The following is a 15,426-nucleotide window of genomic DNA, read 5'->3' as shown; positions in this document are numbered from 1 at the left end:
CCTGCTGGATGCGCACGGCCGCCAGTCGGGCCGCAACGTCGTGCTGCGCGCCGACCGCGCGCTCGCCGAGGCGCGCTTCTCGCCGCTGGCGGACGCGCAGGGCGCGAACTGGCTGCGCCGGCCGTATTTCCGCTCGGCAATCGCCGAGCCGGGGCGGGTGCAGGTCACGCGGCCGTACCTGTCGATCAACGAGGCGCAGCCGTGCGTGACGCTGTCGGTGGCCGTGCGGGTCGGCGATGCGCAGCGCGTGCTGTGCGGTGATATCGACTGGGGCGACGACGAAGCGGACGCCGGCTAGCGCCGCGCACACCGGCGGCGGCGGGTGGGGCGAGCGGAACGGGCCGTCCGTTGCGTTCGCCTTGCGCTTCCCCGACAATGGCCCGACCGCGGCCATCGTGACCGTGAGCGCGCCGTCCCGGGGGCCACCATGGCGGCGAATAACAAGGAAAACACAATGAAAAGACCGATTTCGCTGACCATTCTCGCGTGGATCATCATCGTGACCAACGCGATCACGTGCATCTATACGCCCTTCACGATCGGCATGCCGACCACCCAGGCGCTGCTGTCGCACTACCTGCTGCCCGTCTGGGCGACGCTCGGCATCAGCGTAATCCTCGAGGTCGTGAACGTCGTGGTCGGCATCGCGATCCTCAAGGGCCGCGAATGGTCGCGCAAGACCTACATCGCGACGGCCGTGTTCAGCTTCGCGTTCTCGTTCATCAACATGCCGGCGTCGATGTACGCAGTGCTGATTCCGGGCGTCCTGTTGTTCGCGCTGTTCGTCTACCTGATGTTCCGGCGCCCCGCGACCGCGTATTTCCAGGCGAACGCGTGAGCTTCGTGCGCAATGCGCTGGCGATCGTGCTGTTCACGATCGCGGGCATGTGCGTGATCACCGCGCAGATGATGGCGTTCATGAAACTCGGCCATGCGGGGGTGATGCTGGTGTTCGTCGCCGTGCTGATCGGGTTGTCGGCCGTGCTCCTGGCCGTGGGTGCGTTTGCCGGCGCGTTCCGGCCACGCGCGCGCGGCGCGGGCATTGCACTCCTCGTCGCGACCGCGATCACCGCGTTCGGGATGATCGGCTGGGTGACGCTGCTGCTGGCGCCCGGGATCGTCGACGTGTTGCAGCAGCAGGGCGTGGACGTGAACGCGCGGATGTTCCGGTTCGCGCCCGGCGTCGCGGTGACCGGCCTGTCCGCGCTCGTCGGCGTGTGGCTCGCGCGGCGCGGCTGACAGCGCGACTGACGGCGTGCGGCTGACGGCGCGGCGGCCGGCACGCTGGCGTCCGTCACGCGGCTCGGCTAGGATGCGCGAATTGTCCAGACGATTCGCGGGCCGCCCATGAACCGAAACGCCGCCTCTTCCGTTCTCCTCGAAGTGATCGCCACGACCGTCGGCGATGCGAAGGCCGCCGCCCGCGCGGGCGCCGACCGCCTTGAACTCGTGACCGCGATCACCGAAGGCGGGCTGACGCCGAGCGTCGGCCTGATCGAAGCGGTCGTGGCCGCGGTGCCGATTCCCGTCAACGTGATCGTGCGACCGCACAGCCGGTCGTTCGTCTATGACGCCGACGATCTCCGCGTGATCGAACGCGACGTGCGCGCGGCCGTCGCGGCCGGCGCGAACGGCGTCGTGTTCGGCGCGCTCGACGCGCGCGGCGACGTCGATCTCGACGCACTGTCCCGCATTGCGGCTGCGGCGGACGGCCGCGCGCTGACGTTCCACCGTGCGTTCGACGTGTCGCGCGACCTCAACGCCGCATTCGACGCGCTGCTGCGCGTGCCGGCCGTCACGTCGGTGCTGACGTCGGGCGGCCATCCGTCGGTGCTCGACGCGGTCGCGACGATCACGCGGCTGGTGCGGCAGGCGGCCGGCTCGACCTGCACGGTGCTGGCCGGCTCGGGGCTCACGGTCGACGCGGTCGGCGATTTCGTCCGCGCCACCGGCGTGCGCGCGGTGCATTTCGGTTCGGGTGTACGGCCGCGCGGCGAGGTGCTGGCGCCGGTCGATCAACAACTCGTCGAGCGCGTGCGCGCGTCGATCGACGGCGCGGCGGCACACGTGTGACGCATACGGCGGCCTGCTGGTCGCCGCCGCACGCACGACACCACCCACCGGGACACCACCCGGGAGAGAGGGCCACATGACGGACGCATCACACGACCCGCAGGACGGCGCAGCCGACGACAGCGCGCCGGGCTGGGACGCGATCGACGGCGCGCTGGCGCGCGTCTATCCGGGCCAGGAGCCGAAGCATTACGGCACGCTGCTCAAGTGGCGGCTCGGCGGTCGCGATCCGCTCGACGGGATCAGCGTGTGGAAACGCGCGGAACCCGTGCCGCACTGGCATTTCGTCACGTACGGGCTCTCCGAGCTGTATGCGAAGGAGTCGGACGACCCGGCCGTCAGCGGCTTCGGATTCGAGCTGACGATGCGCGTCGCGTGCGGCGCCGCCGACGAAGAACCGCCGAACTGGGTGTTCAGCTTCCTGCAGAACCTCGCGCGCTACGTGTTCCAGAGCGGCAACGCGTTCGACGACGGCCACTGGATGACGGCCAACGGCCCGATCGCACTCGATACCGATACGCAGCTCTGCTCGATGGGCTTCGCATTCGATCCGGAACTGCCGGCGATCGAGACGCCGCACGGCAGTCTGGCGTTCCTGCAGATCGTCGGGCTGACGCTCGACGAGGAGCGCGCCGCGAAGCGCTGGCGCACGCGCGCGCTGCTCGACACGCTGCTGCCGCATATGCCGCTATGGGTGACCGATCTCGGCCGCGCGTCGCTGCTCGAGCGCGCGGACGTGCGCGCCGCGGTCGACGCCGGGACGCAGCGCGACGGCTCGTCGAGCGGTTACCTGTTCACCGACGTGCTCGGATGGGACACGCGCAAGCGGCTGCTGCGCGCGCCCGTGATCGAGATCACCGTCGGCGCGCGGCAGGTCGACGAACTCGTCACGCTGCTGCCGCTGCGATTGCCGTTCGACCGGCCGTTCCGCCTGGTCGGTCACGACGTCGCGGTGCGCTTCGTGCACGGCGATGCGAACGGCGTGACCGACGAGGACGGCACGCTGACGCTGCAGCTCACCGACGCGACGGTGCAGGCGCTGGCGCGCACGCTGCAGCCGCGCGCCGGCGAGTATGCGGTCGACGGGCTCGACGGCGTGCGCTGGCGCGTGGAGAAGACCGTGATCCGCGATGCGCAGGGCAACGCGGTGCAGACGATCGGATGATGCGCGGCGGCGCGCGGGCGTCCCGTCACGTATTGCGCACGAACCAGGTCCGCTTGGCCGTGCCCAGCAGCGCGCGATAGACCACCCACGACACGACGAACGTCGCGGGCGCCGACAGCGACGCGGCGAACCCCGTCGCCTGGTTCAGCGCGAGTCCCGTGAACGCGCCGGCGAACCAGGCGGCCAGCCCGCCCGGGTTGAAGGTCGGCACATGCGCGTCGCGGCATTCGACGTCGTCGCCGACGAGTTGCCCGTACCGGTCGGACAGGATGTGCGCAAGCGCGACGCCGACCCAGGCGACGACGAAGATGCCCTGGTACGCGAGCGCCTGCAGGATCCGCGAGAAGATGTCCGCCATCATCAGCGCATAGACGACCGCGCCGACCACGAGCGCCCACACGAACTTCGGCGCGCGCAGGCCGGCCAGCTTCAGGAAGAACGCCTGCATGTTGACGGTCGCGAGGTAGTAGTTCGCGGTGTTGATGCGGGATTGCGTGACCCACACGAACAGCAGCCCCCACACGCCCATCAGCTTCAGCAGCGCGAGCACGACCGATACTTCGGAGAGCGTACCGAGCCCCGGAATCGTGCTGACGAGATAGATGCCGGCCGCGCCGTTGACGAGAAACGTGACGAGGTAGAACGGCATCCCGAAGTTGAAGCGGCCGTGATAGCCCGCGTCTTCCTTGCGGCCGAAGCGCGCGTAGTCGAACGTGAACATCATCAGCACCCACACGCCCATGTAGTAGACGAAGCAGTGCCACCAGCCGCCGGCCGGTGCGTTGCCGGCCGGCCCGAAATCGAGCCACGCCGCGTTGTACCCGTATTCGGCCGTCGCGAGCCCGACCGCCGCGAGCAGCCCGAGCAGGTAGAACGGCAGCAACACGCCGTTGAACTTGTCGAGCCAGTGCTGCACGCTGCCGAACACGAGCGGCACGCTGTAGCAGACGACGATCAGCGCGGCCCATTTGTAGTCGAGCCCGGGAAACTGGTGATGCGCCGCCACCGCGATCACCGAGCCTTCGAACACCGCGTAGTAGATCGCCGTCGCGAAGAAGATCAGCGTGGCGAGCGCCGCGCCCGCGCTGCCGAACAGCACGCGCGAGAACAGCGCGACCGAGAGTCCCGTGCGGATCGCATAGCGGCTGATGATCGTGTTGACGAGGCCGTACGACACGACCGACAGCGCCATCCCGATCAGTGCGTTGCGCGCGCCGTAGGTGAGCGCGAGCGTGGCGCCCACGACGATGTAGAACACCGCGCTGCACACGGCCCACCACGCCATCGTCAGCGAAAAGGGCGGCATGCGCGCGTGGTCGGGAACGGCGAGCGTCGACAGGTCGAGCTCCTCGTCGGTGCGGGCCTGAGCCAGGTTGGCCATGATCGTGCTCCTTGATGAGCGGAAACTGCGAACGACGTCTCGGCCGCGGCACATGCGATCCGCAGGGTTGCCCCGACGTCGGGCGGGCAACCGGTCCGGCAGGAACGGAAACAGCGCGCAGGCGTCCCCGCCGCGCGGCGCACGGCCGCGCGGGCGGGAAACGACAGCGAAAAAAGGGTGGTGGCGAACGGCGCCCGGCATGCGCGCCGGGCGCCCGGTGCTCAGTCCCGCAGCACGGCGCGCAGCAGCGCGAGGCGCCGCTGGTACTCGCGGCGCGCGGCGAGCGCGTCGGCCATCGTCACGCGGACGAAGCGCGCGCGGTGGTTGGGCTGCATCTGGCCGATCAGGTCCATGTCGGCGCTGATGACCGTGCCGATCGTCGCGTAGCCGCCGCCCGACACCGCGTCGCGGTGCAGGATGATCGGCTCGAGCCCGGCCGGCACCTGGATCGAGCCGATCGGGTAGCACGCGTCGACGATGTTCGACGGATCGGCGCCCGCGCCGAACGGTTGCTCGCGTGGCCGGAACTGCAGCGCGCGGCCGTTCTTGTAGCGGTAGCCGATGCGGTCGGCTTCGGGCGCGACCGTCCATTCGTCGTCGAAGAAGGTGCGCGCCGAATCGTCGGTGAGCCGGTAGTGGTACAGGCCCGTCAGTACGCGCAACTCGACCTGGTTGTCGAGCGGCCGGCTCACGGCCGCCGGCAGCTCGCGCCCTTCGCGGTGCGTGCCGACGGGGATGCCGATCGGCAGCCGGTCGCCTTTCTGCAGGCGCCGGCCCGCGTGGCCGCCGATCGCGCCGAGCGTGTAGGTCGAGCGGCTGCCGAGCACGACCGGCACGTCGATGCCGCCCGCGACGGCGAGATACGCGCGCGCGCCCGCCTTCACGTAATTGAACGACAGCACGCTGCCCGCGCGGATCCACAGCGCGACGTTACAGCGCTGTCCGACACCGTCGATCTTCGGCGTCATCTCGGCGCCGGTGACGGCGATCAGCGCGTCCGTATGGAACATCAGCTCGGGGCCGAGCAGCGTGCATTCGAGCACGGCCGCTTCTTCGGGATTGCCGACCAGCAGGTTCGCCGCGCGCGACGCGTACTGGTCGAGCGAGCCCGATGGCGGAATGCCGACGTGGTAATAGCCTTGCCGGCCCATGTCCTGGACCGACGTCGCGAGGCCGGGTTTCACGACTTCGATCAGGTTGTGCGTGTCAGTTTGCATGCAGCACCTCGACGAGAGAGCGGTTGACCGCATCCGGATCGCGCAGGAATGCGTCGAGCGAGAATTTCACCGGGCGCACGCGCAGCGAGAAGGTGCCGGCTTCGACGGCCGCCACTGCCGCGTCGTACGCATCGCGATCGATCGGCTGGAATTTCACGATGTCGCCGGGCCGGAAGAACACCATGAAGTCGTGCAGGTAGTCGAGCCGCTGCGCGGGGTCGAAGATCGGCGCCGGCGTCACGCCGAACATCTGGTAGCCGCCCGCGCCGCGCACCGAGTAGATGCAGCCGAAACAGCCGCCGTGGCCGACGGTGAGCTTCGGCGTGTCGGTGCGCGGCCGCAGGTACTTCGGCACTTCGAGCTGGCGTTTGCGCTCGACCATCTGGTACATGAACGGCAGGCCCGCGACGAAGCCGACCATCGACACGAACCACGGCGAGCCCGAGTGCGCGGCGATGAATGCGTCGACGTCGTGCTTGCCGTTGATGCGCGCCGCGTATTCGAGATCGGTCGACGACGGATCCTGGTGGCGTTCGCGAAACCGCATCAGCGTTTCGTGCGTCCACGGGTCGTTGTACAGCACCGGCACCTCGACGATGCGCGTGTCGAGTTCGAGCGGCGCGTCGCCGACTTCGGCTTCGATCGTCTTCAACAGCGCGACGAGCGCGTCGGGCTCGATCACGTCCGGGTCGTAGCGCACCTGGTACGACGCATTTGCCGGACAGATCTCGGTGATGCCGGGCACCGCGCGGCGCTGCAGTTCGCGCGTGATCGCCGTGCCCTTGAAGAACGCATCGAGCGACATCGATTCGCTGATTTCGACGAACACGAACTCGTCGCCGCCGAACGTATAACGGGTCGTCACATCGCCTCCCCGACGCGCGCGGCGTCTGCATTGTCGGTTGCGTGTCGTTGCGCGGCGGCGGTGGCGGCTTCGCGCCATCGCGGCATCCACGTCTCGAGGAAATTCGTGTGATAGCGCCCGGCGCGCACGTCGTCGTCCGCGAGCAGCGCGACGTGCAGCGGCGCGGTCGTCTTCAGGCCGCCGACGTGCAGCTCGCCCAACGCTCGCGCCATCCGCCGCAGCGCGGCCGCACGGCTCTCGTCGTGCACGATCAGCTTCGCGAGCAGCGAATCGTAGAACGGCGGCACGACGTAGCCCGGATAGAGCAGGGAATCGACGCGTACGCCCGGGCCGGTCGGCCACACGAGCTCGTCGATCCGGCCGGGGTTCGGGCGGAAATCCTGCAGCGGATCTTCCGCGTTGATCCGGCATTCGAGCGCCGCGCCGCGCATCGCGATGTCCTGCTGCGCGAAGCGCAGCGGCTCGCCGTCGGCGATGCGCAATGTCTCGCGCACGAGATCGATGCCGGTGATCGCTTCGGTCACCGGATGCTCGACCTGGATGCGCGTGTTCATCTCGATGAAGTAGAACTCGCCGCGCGCGTCGTCGAACAGGTATTCGAGCGTGCCCGCGCTGCGATAGCCGACTTCTTGCGCGAGTCGCGTGGCCGACGCGCACAGCGCGTCGCGCTGCGCGGGCGTGAGCGAGGGCGACGGCGCCTCCTCGAGGATTTTCTGGCGGCGCCGCTGCAGCGAGCATTCGCGCTCGAACAGGTGGACGACGTTGCGGCCGTCGCCGAGCACCTGCACCTCGATGTGGCGCGCCCGTGCGATGAAGCGTTCGAGGTACACGCCGCCGTCGCCGAACGCGGCCTGCGCCTCGCGCTGCGCGAGCGGCAGCTCGGCGTCGAGCTGCGCGGCGTCATGCGCGACGCGGATGCCGCGCCCGCCGCCGCCGGCGGCCGCCTTGATCATGATCGGGTAGCCGATGCGCGCGGCGACCTCCCGTGCCTCGTCGAGCGATTGCACGACGCCGTCGCTGCCGGGCACGGTCGGCACGTTGGCGCGCCGTGCGGTTTCGCGTGCGCGTGCCTTGTCGCCCATCGTGGCGATCACCTGCGAATCCGGGCCGACGAAGATCAGGCCGGCCGCTTCGACCTGCGCCGCGAATGCGGCGTTCTCGGACAGGAAGCCGTAGCCGGGATGGATCGCGTCCGCGCCGCACTGTCGCGCGGCGTCGAGAATCGCGGCGGGATTCAGGTAGCTCTTCGCCGCGTGCGACGAGCCGATGTGGATGGCTTCATCGGCCATGCGCGCGGCGAGGCTGTCGCGGTCCGCGTCGCTGACCACGGCGACCGCGCGCATGCCGAGTTCGCGCGCGGCGCGGATCACGCGCACCGCGATCTCGCCGCGGTTCGCGACCAGCACAGTCCGGATCCGCGACGGGCGGTAGAACGTGTCGGGGGAAGTTGCCGGTTTCATCGCATCACCCCTCGATCCGCATCAGTACCTGGCCCGCGTCGACCGGCTCGCCGTCCTCGACGAGCAGCTCGACCACGCGCCCGGCCGCATCGGTTTCGATCTCGGTGAACTGCTTCATCACCTCGACGAGGCCGACCACCGCGCCGGCGGCAACCATCGCGTCGACCGCGACGTAGTAGTCCGCATCGGGCGACGGACGCCGGTAGAAGGTGCCCGGCAGCGGGCTGACGATATCGTGCAATGCCATCGTGGGTCTCCTTGAATCAGTGATGGGCGACGAGCGGTTGCGGCCCGGCGGTCCGGATGCCTTCGCGGATCAACGCGTGGCGCGTTTCGCGCACGAGGTCGAGTGCGCCCGGCGTGTCGCTGTGGATGCAGACCGAATCGAAAGCGATGTCGATGTCGTCGCCGTCGATCGTGCGCACCTTGCCGTCGATGCACGCGCGCAGCACCTTGTCGGCGACCTGGCGCGGATCGAGGCGGCCGACGCGGCGCGTGAACACGATCGAGCCGCTGCGGTCGTAGTCGCGATCCGCGTAGAACTCGCGGATCACCGGCTGCCCGTATTCGACGGCGACGCGGTACGTGACCGACGCTTCCATGCAGTACAGCCACAGGCCCGGGTCGACGCGCTGCAGCGTTTCGATCAGCAACCGCGAGAACGCTTCGTTGCCGGCTGCATGCATGTAGAGCGCGCCGTGCGGCTTCACGTGCTGCAGGGTGACGCCGTTCAGGCGCGCGAACTCGCGCAGTGCGCCGAGCTGGTACAGGATGTCGTTGACGAGCGCCTGCGGCGTTTCGGCGATCGTGCGGCGGCCGAAGCCGACGAGATCGCGAAAGCCCGGGTGCGCGCCGATGCCGACGCCGGCGTCGCGCGCGAGCTGCACCGTGCGCGCCATGATGTTCGGATCGCCGGCGTGAAAGCCGGTGGCGATGTTTGCCGAGCTGATGAGCGGCATGATCTGCTCGTCGACGCCGTCGCCGATCGTCCACGGACCGAAGCCCTCTCCCATGTCGGAGTTCAGGTCGACGCTGTGCTTCCTCATACGGTGTGCTCCTCCAGGTTCTCCGGTTCTCGTGCGTCGTCGCGCATGCCGAAACCGTGTTGAACGCAGGTTAGCCGCGTGGGGTGCGTCAAAAAAGTTCTATTTTTGTATGCAGCCGTATCGATTTTTTCGATACCCTGGAGAGCGGCCGCCAAGGGCCGTCACAGCAGGGGTGGCAGGGTTTCCACGCAGTCAGGTTGATCGGCGCCGCACGGTTGTTATGATGTTTATCGCGTGCCCATCTGTTTTCTCATCGACCATGGCCCTGACCCTCAGACAGCTCAAGTATTTCGTCGCGACCGCCGAGCTCGGCCAGATCTCGCAGGCCGCGATCCAGCTCACGATTTCGCAGTCGGCCGTGACGAGCGCGATCAAGGAACTGGAGGACAGCCTCGGCACGCAGCTCTTTCTGCGCACGCCGTCGGGCGTGACGCTCACCGACACGGGGCGGCGCTTCCTGAATCACGCGTACACGATCCTGTCGTCGGTCGACGAGGCGATGCGGATTCCGAACCTCGAAAGCACGCTGACCGGCACGCTCGCGATCGCCGCGAGCTACACGGTGCTCGGCTACTTCCTGCCGCATCACGTGCTGCGCCTGAACACGCTGTACCCGCGGCTGACGATCCACCTGCACGAGCTGAACCGCGAGTCGATCGAGGAAGGGCTGATCGCGGGCCGCTACGACATGGCCGTGCTGCTCACGTCGAACGTGTCGAATCCGGCGCTCGTGCTGGAGCCGGTGATCCATTCGGTGCGGCGGCTGTGGGTCGGTGCGCATCACCCGCTGCTCAGGCACGAGAGCGTCACGTTCGCGGAAGTCGCGCGCGAGCCGTTCGTGATGCTGACGGTCGACGAGGCCGGGCAGACGGCGCTGCGCTACTGGAACGAGACGCCGTACCGGCCGAACGTGATCCTGCGCACGTCGTCGGTCGAGGCGGTCCGCAGCATGGTCGCGAACGGCAGCGGCGTCGCGATCCTGTCCGACATGGTGTACCGCCCGTGGTCGCTCGAGGGGCGGCGGATCGAGACGATCGTGCTGCGCGACCCGGTGCCGCCGATGAGCGTCGGTCTTGCCTGGCGCAAGGACATCGAATTGAGCCCGGCGATGCACGCGGTGCGCGACTATTTCCGGCACACGTTCATGGAGCCGCGCGCGCTGGGCGGGGCGGGCTGAGTGCACGGCGCGGCGCACGCGCAAAAAAGCCGGGACGTATCCCGGCTTTATTCATGCGGCGAACGAATGCGCCGTGCGTGGCGCTTACGCGTTCGCCGACATCGCGTCCGCATCGCTCGAACGGATGCCGAGGCGCTCGAACAGCGCACGGTCCTTCTGCGATTGCGGGTTGCTCGTCGTCAGCAGCTGGTCGCCGTAGAACATCGAGTTCGCGCCGGCGAGGAAGCACATCGCCTGCAGACCGTCGTCGAGCTGCTCGCGGCCGGCCGACAGGCGCACGACGGCCTTCGGCATCGTGATCCGCGCGACCGCGATCGTGCGCACGAATTCGAACGGGTCGAGCGGCGCGGTGCCTTCGAGCGGCGTGCCTTCGATCGCGACGAGGTTGTTGATCGGCACCGAATCCGGATACGGGTTCAGGTTCGCGAGCTGCGAGATCAGGCCCGCGCGTTCGCGGCGCGATTCGCCCATCCCGATGATGCCGCCGCAGCACACGTTGATGCCCGCGTCACGCACGCGATCGAGCGTGTCGAGGCGATCCTGGTAGGTGCGCGTCGAGATCACCTGGCCGTAGAACTCCGGCGACGTGTCGAGGTTGTGGTTGTAGTAGTCGAGGCCCGCGCTCGCGAGTTCCTGCGCCTGCTCGTCTTCCAGCATGCCGAGCGTCATGCAGGTCTCGAGGCCGAGCTCCTTCACGCCGCGCACCATCTCGGTCAGCGCCGGCATGTGGCGCTCCTTCGGGTTGCGCCACGCGGCGCCCATGCAGAAGCGGCTCGCGCCGTTCGCCTTGGCCGCGCGCGCGGCATCGAGCACCGCGTCGACGTCCATCAGCTTCTCGGCCTTCAGGCCCGTGTCGTGGTGCGACGACTGCGAGCAGTAGCCGCAATCTTCCTCGCAGCCGCCCGTCTTGATCGACAGCAGCGTCGACAGCTGCACCGCGTTCGCGTCGAAGTGCTCGCGGTGCACCTGCTGCGCGCGGAAGAGCAGGTCGTTGAACGGCAGCTCGAACAGCGCGACGACGTCGGCGACGCGCCAGCGCTGCGAGACCGGAGCGGCCACGGGAATCGCGTCGGGTTGCACGGTGGCGGCAGTCTGGGCTTGGGTCATATCGTTTTCCTGTCCTGGTCGGGGATGAGGGATCGGGGGATCAGTTTCTGTTGGGTCAAGGCTGCGCGGTGCGCAGCGTCTCGACGAGCGCGGCGATGTCGAGCATCGCCGCGGCGGATTCGGGGGCGGCCGGGCTCATGTGCGGAATGCGGCCGAGCAGCGGTGCGCCGTGCTCGCGGGCGAGCCAGTCGCGCATCGTCGCGATGTTCTCGTCGGGGAACGACATCGCCGGGTCGACGTGGTTCGCGACCCAGCCGGCGAGCTTGAGGCCGCGCGCGGCGATCGCATCGGCGGTGAGCAGCGCGTGGTTGATGCAGCCGAGCCGCACGCCGACCACGAGCACGACCGGCACGGCGAGCGCGACCGCGAGATCGGCCATGTCCTGCGTGTCGTTCATCGGCACGCGGAAGCCGCCGGCGCCTTCGACGACGACGATGTCCGCGCGCGTCAGCGCTTCGCGTTGGCACGCGACGATCGTGTCGATGTCGAGCGTCACGCCTTCCTGCGCGGCGACGATATGCGGCGCGGCCGGTGCTTTCAGCAGGAACGGCGTGCGCAGCTCGGGCGGCAGCACGACGTTCGCGGCCGCGTCGAGCTGGTCGGCATCTTCGTTGCGCCACACGCCGTCGCGTTCATACGCGCCGGCTGCGACAGGTTTCAGCGCGGCTGCGCGCAGGCCGTGCCGCGCGAAGCCGTGCAGCAGCGCGGCCGACACGAAGGTCTTGCCGATTTCGGTGTCGGTGCCGGTGACGAACAGCGAGAGCGGGGCGGTCATGCGGCGGCCTTTTGCACGGCCTGCGCTTCGCTGGCTTCGATCAGCGCGGCTTCGAGCCGCGCGAGATCGTCGAACGAATGCGCGGCCGACAGCGACACGCGCAGACGCGACGTGCCGACCGGCACCGTCGGCGGCCGGATCGCGGGCACCCACAGGCCGTGCGCGTCGAGCGAGCGCATCGCCGCGAGCGTCGCGTCGTTGCTGCCGATCACGAGCGGCTGCACGGCCGTGTGCGAATCGACCGGCTGCCAGCGCGTGTTGCGCAGCAGCGCGCGCGTGCGTTCGATCAGCGCGGCGAGGTGCGCGCGTCGCGCGTCGCCTTCGTCGCCCGCGATCACTTTCAGGCTGGCCGAGACCGCGTGCGCGACGGCCGGCGGCGCGGCCGTCGTGAAGATGTAGCTGCGCGCGCGCTGGATCATCCATTCGATCACGGTCTCGTGTGCGATCACGAATGCGCCCGCGACGCCGGCGGCCTTGCCGAGCGTGCCGACGTACACGAGGTTCGGCGAGCGCAGCGCGGCGGCCGCGAGTGCGCCGCGGCCCTGCGGGCCGAGCACGCCGAAGCCGTGCGCATCGTCGACGACGAGCCATGCGCCGTGGCGTTCGGCCAGCGCGACGAGTTCGGCGAGCGGTGCGAGGTCGCCGTCCATGCTGAACACGGTGTCGCTGACGATCAGCTTCGTTTCGGCATCCGATGCGTCGAGCAACGCGGCGAGCGCGGCCGTGTCCGCATGCGGATAGACCTCGACGTTCGCGCGCGACAGCCGCATGCCGTCGATCAGCGAAGCATGGTTCAGCGCGTCGGAGAAGATCGTCGCGCCCTTGCCGGTGAGTGCCGTCATCGCGGCGAGGTTCGCCATGTAGCCGGTGCTGAAGTACAGCGCGCGCGGCGCGTCGGAGAAGCCGCCCGAGAAGGCCGCGAGTTCATCTTCCAGCGTCGCGTGCGCGCGCGAATGGCCGCCGAGCAGGTGCGAGCCGCCGCTGCCGGAGCCGTAGCGCTGCGCGCCTTCGGCGAACGCGGCGATGAGGGCCGGATGCGCGGCGAGGCCGAGATAGTCGTTGCTTGCGAAGCCGACGATCTCGCGACCGTCGACGGTCATGTGCGCATCGCACGCGGTGTCGGCGGTGCGGCGCACGCGGCGCAGCCCTTGCGCGTCGAGATCGGCGAGGCCGCGTTGCAGGGTATCGAGCAGACTCATCGGGTGATGTCCTCCAGCGTTGCGTCGAGCGTGTCGAGCGTGCTTTGTACGAGCCAGGCGATGTCGTCGTCGCTCATCACGTACGGCGGCATCAGGTACACGGTCGTGCCGATCGGGCGCAGCAGCAGCTCGCGTTCCAGCGCGCGTTCGAAGAAGCGGCGCGAGAAGCCGCGCGCCCCGTCGCCGTCGAGCGCGACGTCGAACGCGAACAGCGTGCCGCGCTCGCGCAGGTGGCGTACCTGCGGGTGCGCATCGAGCGGCGCGAGCGCCGCACGCAGCGTCGCCGACTTGCGGGCATTGGCCGCGATCACGTCGTCGCGCTCGAACAGGTCGAGCGTCGCGACCGCCGCGCGGCACGCGAGCGGGTTGCCGGTGTACGAATGCGAGTGCAGGAAGCCGCGCGTCGTGTCGTCGTCGTAGAACGCGTTGAACACGTCGTCGCGCGTCAGCACGAGCGACAACGGCAGGTAGCCGCCGCTGATGCCTTTCGACAGGCACATGAAATCGGGCCAGACACCGGCCTGCTCGCAGGCGAAGAAGGTGCCGGTGCGGCCGCAGCCGACCGCGATCTCGTCGGCGATCAGGTGCACGCCGAATTCGTCGCACAGCGCGCGCAGCCCGCGCACGTACGACGGATCGTGCATCGCCATGCCGGCTGCGCACTGCACGAGCGGCTCGACGATCAGCGCGGCGATCCGGTCGCCGCGTTCGACGAACAGGCGCCGCACGTCGGCCAGCGCGCGGCCGGCGACGTCGGCGGCCGTTTCGCCTGCCAGCGCGCCGCGCGCGTCGGGTGACGCGACCACGTGTGCATGGCGGATCAGCGGGTCGTACGCGTCCTTGAACAGTGCGACGTCGGTCACGCCGAGCGCGCCGATCGTCTCGCCGTGATAGCTGTTCGCTACGCAGACGAATTCCTGCTTGTTCGCGCGGCCACGGTTGCGCCACGCATGGAAGCTCATCTTCAGCGCGATCTCGACCGCCGATGCGCCGTCCGATGCGAAGAACGCATGGCCGAGCGTGCGCGCGGTGAGCGTGTGCAGCCGCTCCGCGAGCTCGATCGCGGGCTCGTGCGTGCAGCCGGCGAGCATCGCGTGCTCGAGCGTGTCGAGCTGGTCCTTCAGCGCCGCGTTGATGTCCGGGTTCGCATGGCCGAACAGGTTGACCCACCACGAGCTGATCGCATCGAAGTAGCGGCGGCCGTCACGGTCGTACAGCCACAGGCCCGCGCCGCGCGCGACGGGGATGAGCGGCAGGCGCTCGTGATGCTTCATCTGGGTGCAGGGATGCCAGACCGCGCGCAGGCTGCGCGCGACCCAGTCGTCGGTGGCTGGCGTACTCAAGGCGGCTCCGGGGGATAAAACGGCTGCGCGGCATCGACGGGATGCCGCGCGGCGAGACACGAATCGCGCTGAGATTAGCGTGTTCCGCGACCCGTTGCACTACCGGTTACAAACGCCGCAAAGCCTTGCCGGGCGGGAGTTCGGCGCAGATCGGGGCGGCTCGGGACGGTACGGTTCAGATGTCTCGAAATGACCGCAGATGGCGACGTTCGAGTGAGCCCCCCCAACCGAAAAAAATCGTGGGCCGGGCGGGGTGTGACGGCGCAGAAATATGGGGAATGATGAAATGGGTGGTTTGTGGCGACACTGGGAGATCGAAAGATCCAGCGTCTCGCGTTGCCCGATCAACGGGGGCCATGCATGGCAAGGCGCCGGGACGGACTCCGATGGAAGGTGAGGTCAGGTCAGGGCAACGCTTTGCGCAGTGTGGGGTGGGACACGTGATCGATGTGGCGGAACGCCGGCGTGATCTTGTCGATTTCCTTGCCGGGCACGCCGCGCTCCTCGAAACACGTCTTCCACTCGCGGGTCGGTTGCCAGACTTCCGCAAGCTGGATGCTCGTAAAAGCGAGCGTTATGCGGATTGTGCTCGATTTTACGAGTACAAGCGATGAGTGA

At 68.8% G+C, this 15,426-nt stretch carries 15 protein-coding genes and 1 pseudogene; 6 read left to right on the top strand and 10 right to left on the bottom strand.

Annotated elements, in window-relative coordinates; all coding sequences use genetic code 11:
- From G3O00_RS17500 to G3O00_RS17480, 5 genes and pseudogenes are all read left to right on the top strand, one after another.
- Positions 1-298 (top strand): annotated as a pseudogene (locus tag G3O00_RS17500) (EAL domain-containing protein); the annotation flags it as partial.
- 156 nt (positions 299-454) lie between these two features.
- A complete protein-coding gene (locus tag G3O00_RS17495; RefSeq protein WP_174935832.1) occupies positions 455-838 on the top strand; it encodes a hypothetical protein in 384 nt (127 codons plus the stop codon).
- Complete coding sequence (locus G3O00_RS17490; protein WP_206143743.1) at positions 835-1,239, top strand: hypothetical protein; 405 nt, start codon at positions 835-837, stop codon at positions 1,237-1,239. The genes G3O00_RS17495 and G3O00_RS17490 overlap by 4 nt, the downstream gene beginning before the upstream one ends.
- A 108-nt stretch (positions 1,240-1,347) precedes the next feature.
- A complete protein-coding gene (locus G3O00_RS17485; protein WP_174935836.1) occupies positions 1,348-2,073 on the top strand; it encodes a copper homeostasis protein CutC in 726 nt (241 codons plus the stop codon).
- 76 nt (positions 2,074-2,149) lie between these two features.
- The gene (locus tag G3O00_RS17480; RefSeq protein WP_174935838.1) at positions 2,150-3,238 is read left to right on the top strand and encodes a suppressor of fused domain protein; all 1,089 of its coding nucleotides are present in this window, start codon (positions 2,150-2,152) and stop codon (positions 3,236-3,238) included.
- Between the two features lie 25 nt (positions 3,239-3,263).
- Here the strand turns inward: G3O00_RS17480 and G3O00_RS17475 are convergent, their stop codons facing one another.
- The 6 genes from G3O00_RS17475 to G3O00_RS17450 all read right to left on the bottom strand — a co-directional run bounded on the left by G3O00_RS17475 (position 3,264) and on the right by G3O00_RS17450 (position 9,207).
- Positions 3,264-4,619, bottom strand: a complete 1,356-nt coding sequence (locus tag G3O00_RS17475) for an allantoin permease (protein WP_206143742.1) — start codon at positions 4,617-4,619, stop codon at positions 3,264-3,266.
- 221 nt (positions 4,620-4,840) lie between these two features.
- A complete protein-coding gene (locus tag G3O00_RS17470; RefSeq protein WP_206143741.1) occupies positions 4,841-5,836 on the bottom strand; it encodes a biotin-dependent carboxyltransferase family protein in 996 nt (331 codons plus the stop codon).
- Positions 5,826-6,701, bottom strand: coding sequence for an allophanate hydrolase subunit 1 (locus G3O00_RS17465; protein ID WP_206143740.1), 876 nt, complete (start codon positions 6,699-6,701; stop codon positions 5,826-5,828). Before G3O00_RS17465 ends, G3O00_RS17470 begins: the two co-directional genes overlap by 11 nt.
- Complete coding sequence (locus G3O00_RS17460; protein ID WP_206143739.1) at positions 6,698-8,161, bottom strand: acetyl-CoA carboxylase biotin carboxylase subunit; 1,464 nt, start codon at positions 8,159-8,161, stop codon at positions 6,698-6,700. The genes G3O00_RS17465 and G3O00_RS17460 overlap by 4 nt, the downstream gene beginning before the upstream one ends.
- 4 nt (positions 8,162-8,165) lie before the next feature.
- Positions 8,166-8,408, bottom strand: coding sequence for an acetyl-CoA carboxylase (locus tag G3O00_RS17455; RefSeq protein WP_011353381.1), 243 nt, complete (start codon positions 8,406-8,408; stop codon positions 8,166-8,168).
- Between the two features lie 16 nt (positions 8,409-8,424).
- Positions 8,425-9,207 carry a 5-oxoprolinase subunit PxpA gene (locus G3O00_RS17450; RefSeq protein ID WP_206143738.1) on the bottom strand — a complete coding sequence of 261 codons (783 nt, stop codon included), beginning with the start codon at positions 9,205-9,207 and terminating at the stop codon, positions 8,425-8,427.
- A 259-nt stretch (positions 9,208-9,466) separates the two neighbouring features.
- Here G3O00_RS17450 and G3O00_RS17445 point away from each other — a divergent pair, with 259 nt between their 5' ends.
- Positions 9,467-10,384, top strand: coding sequence for a LysR family transcriptional regulator (locus G3O00_RS17445; protein WP_069249003.1), 918 nt, complete (start codon positions 9,467-9,469; stop codon positions 10,382-10,384).
- 84 nt (positions 10,385-10,468) lie between these two features.
- Here G3O00_RS17445 and bioB read toward each other — a convergent pair whose 3' ends face one another.
- The 4 genes from bioB to bioA are packed head-to-tail and all read right to left on the bottom strand — an operon-like array spanning position 10,469 to position 14,808.
- Entirely contained in the window at positions 10,469-11,491 is a 1,023-nt protein-coding gene (gene bioB / locus G3O00_RS17440) for a biotin synthase BioB (RefSeq protein WP_011353378.1), read from the bottom strand.
- 55 nt (positions 11,492-11,546) lie between these two features.
- A complete protein-coding gene (bioD, locus tag G3O00_RS17435) occupies positions 11,547-12,266 on the bottom strand; it encodes a dethiobiotin synthase (RefSeq protein WP_206143737.1) in 720 nt (239 codons plus the stop codon).
- Positions 12,263-13,465, bottom strand: a complete 1,203-nt coding sequence (gene bioF / locus G3O00_RS17430; protein WP_206143736.1) for an 8-amino-7-oxononanoate synthase — start codon at positions 13,463-13,465, stop codon at positions 12,263-12,265. Before bioF ends, bioD begins: the two co-directional genes overlap by 4 nt.
- Entirely contained in the window at positions 13,462-14,808 is a 1,347-nt protein-coding gene (gene bioA / locus G3O00_RS17425; protein WP_206143735.1) for an adenosylmethionine--8-amino-7-oxononanoate transaminase, read from the bottom strand. The genes bioF and bioA overlap by 4 nt, the downstream gene beginning before the upstream one ends.
- Positions 14,809-15,426: the final 618 nt, after the last annotated feature.

This window comes from Burkholderia sp. Ac-20384 (assembly GCF_017104605.1).
GTDB classification, from domain to species: Bacteria; Pseudomonadota; Gammaproteobacteria; order Burkholderiales; family Burkholderiaceae; genus Burkholderia; species Burkholderia lata.
Note: the sequence above shows the minus strand (reverse complement) of the source record. Positions and strands in the feature narration are given on the sequence as shown.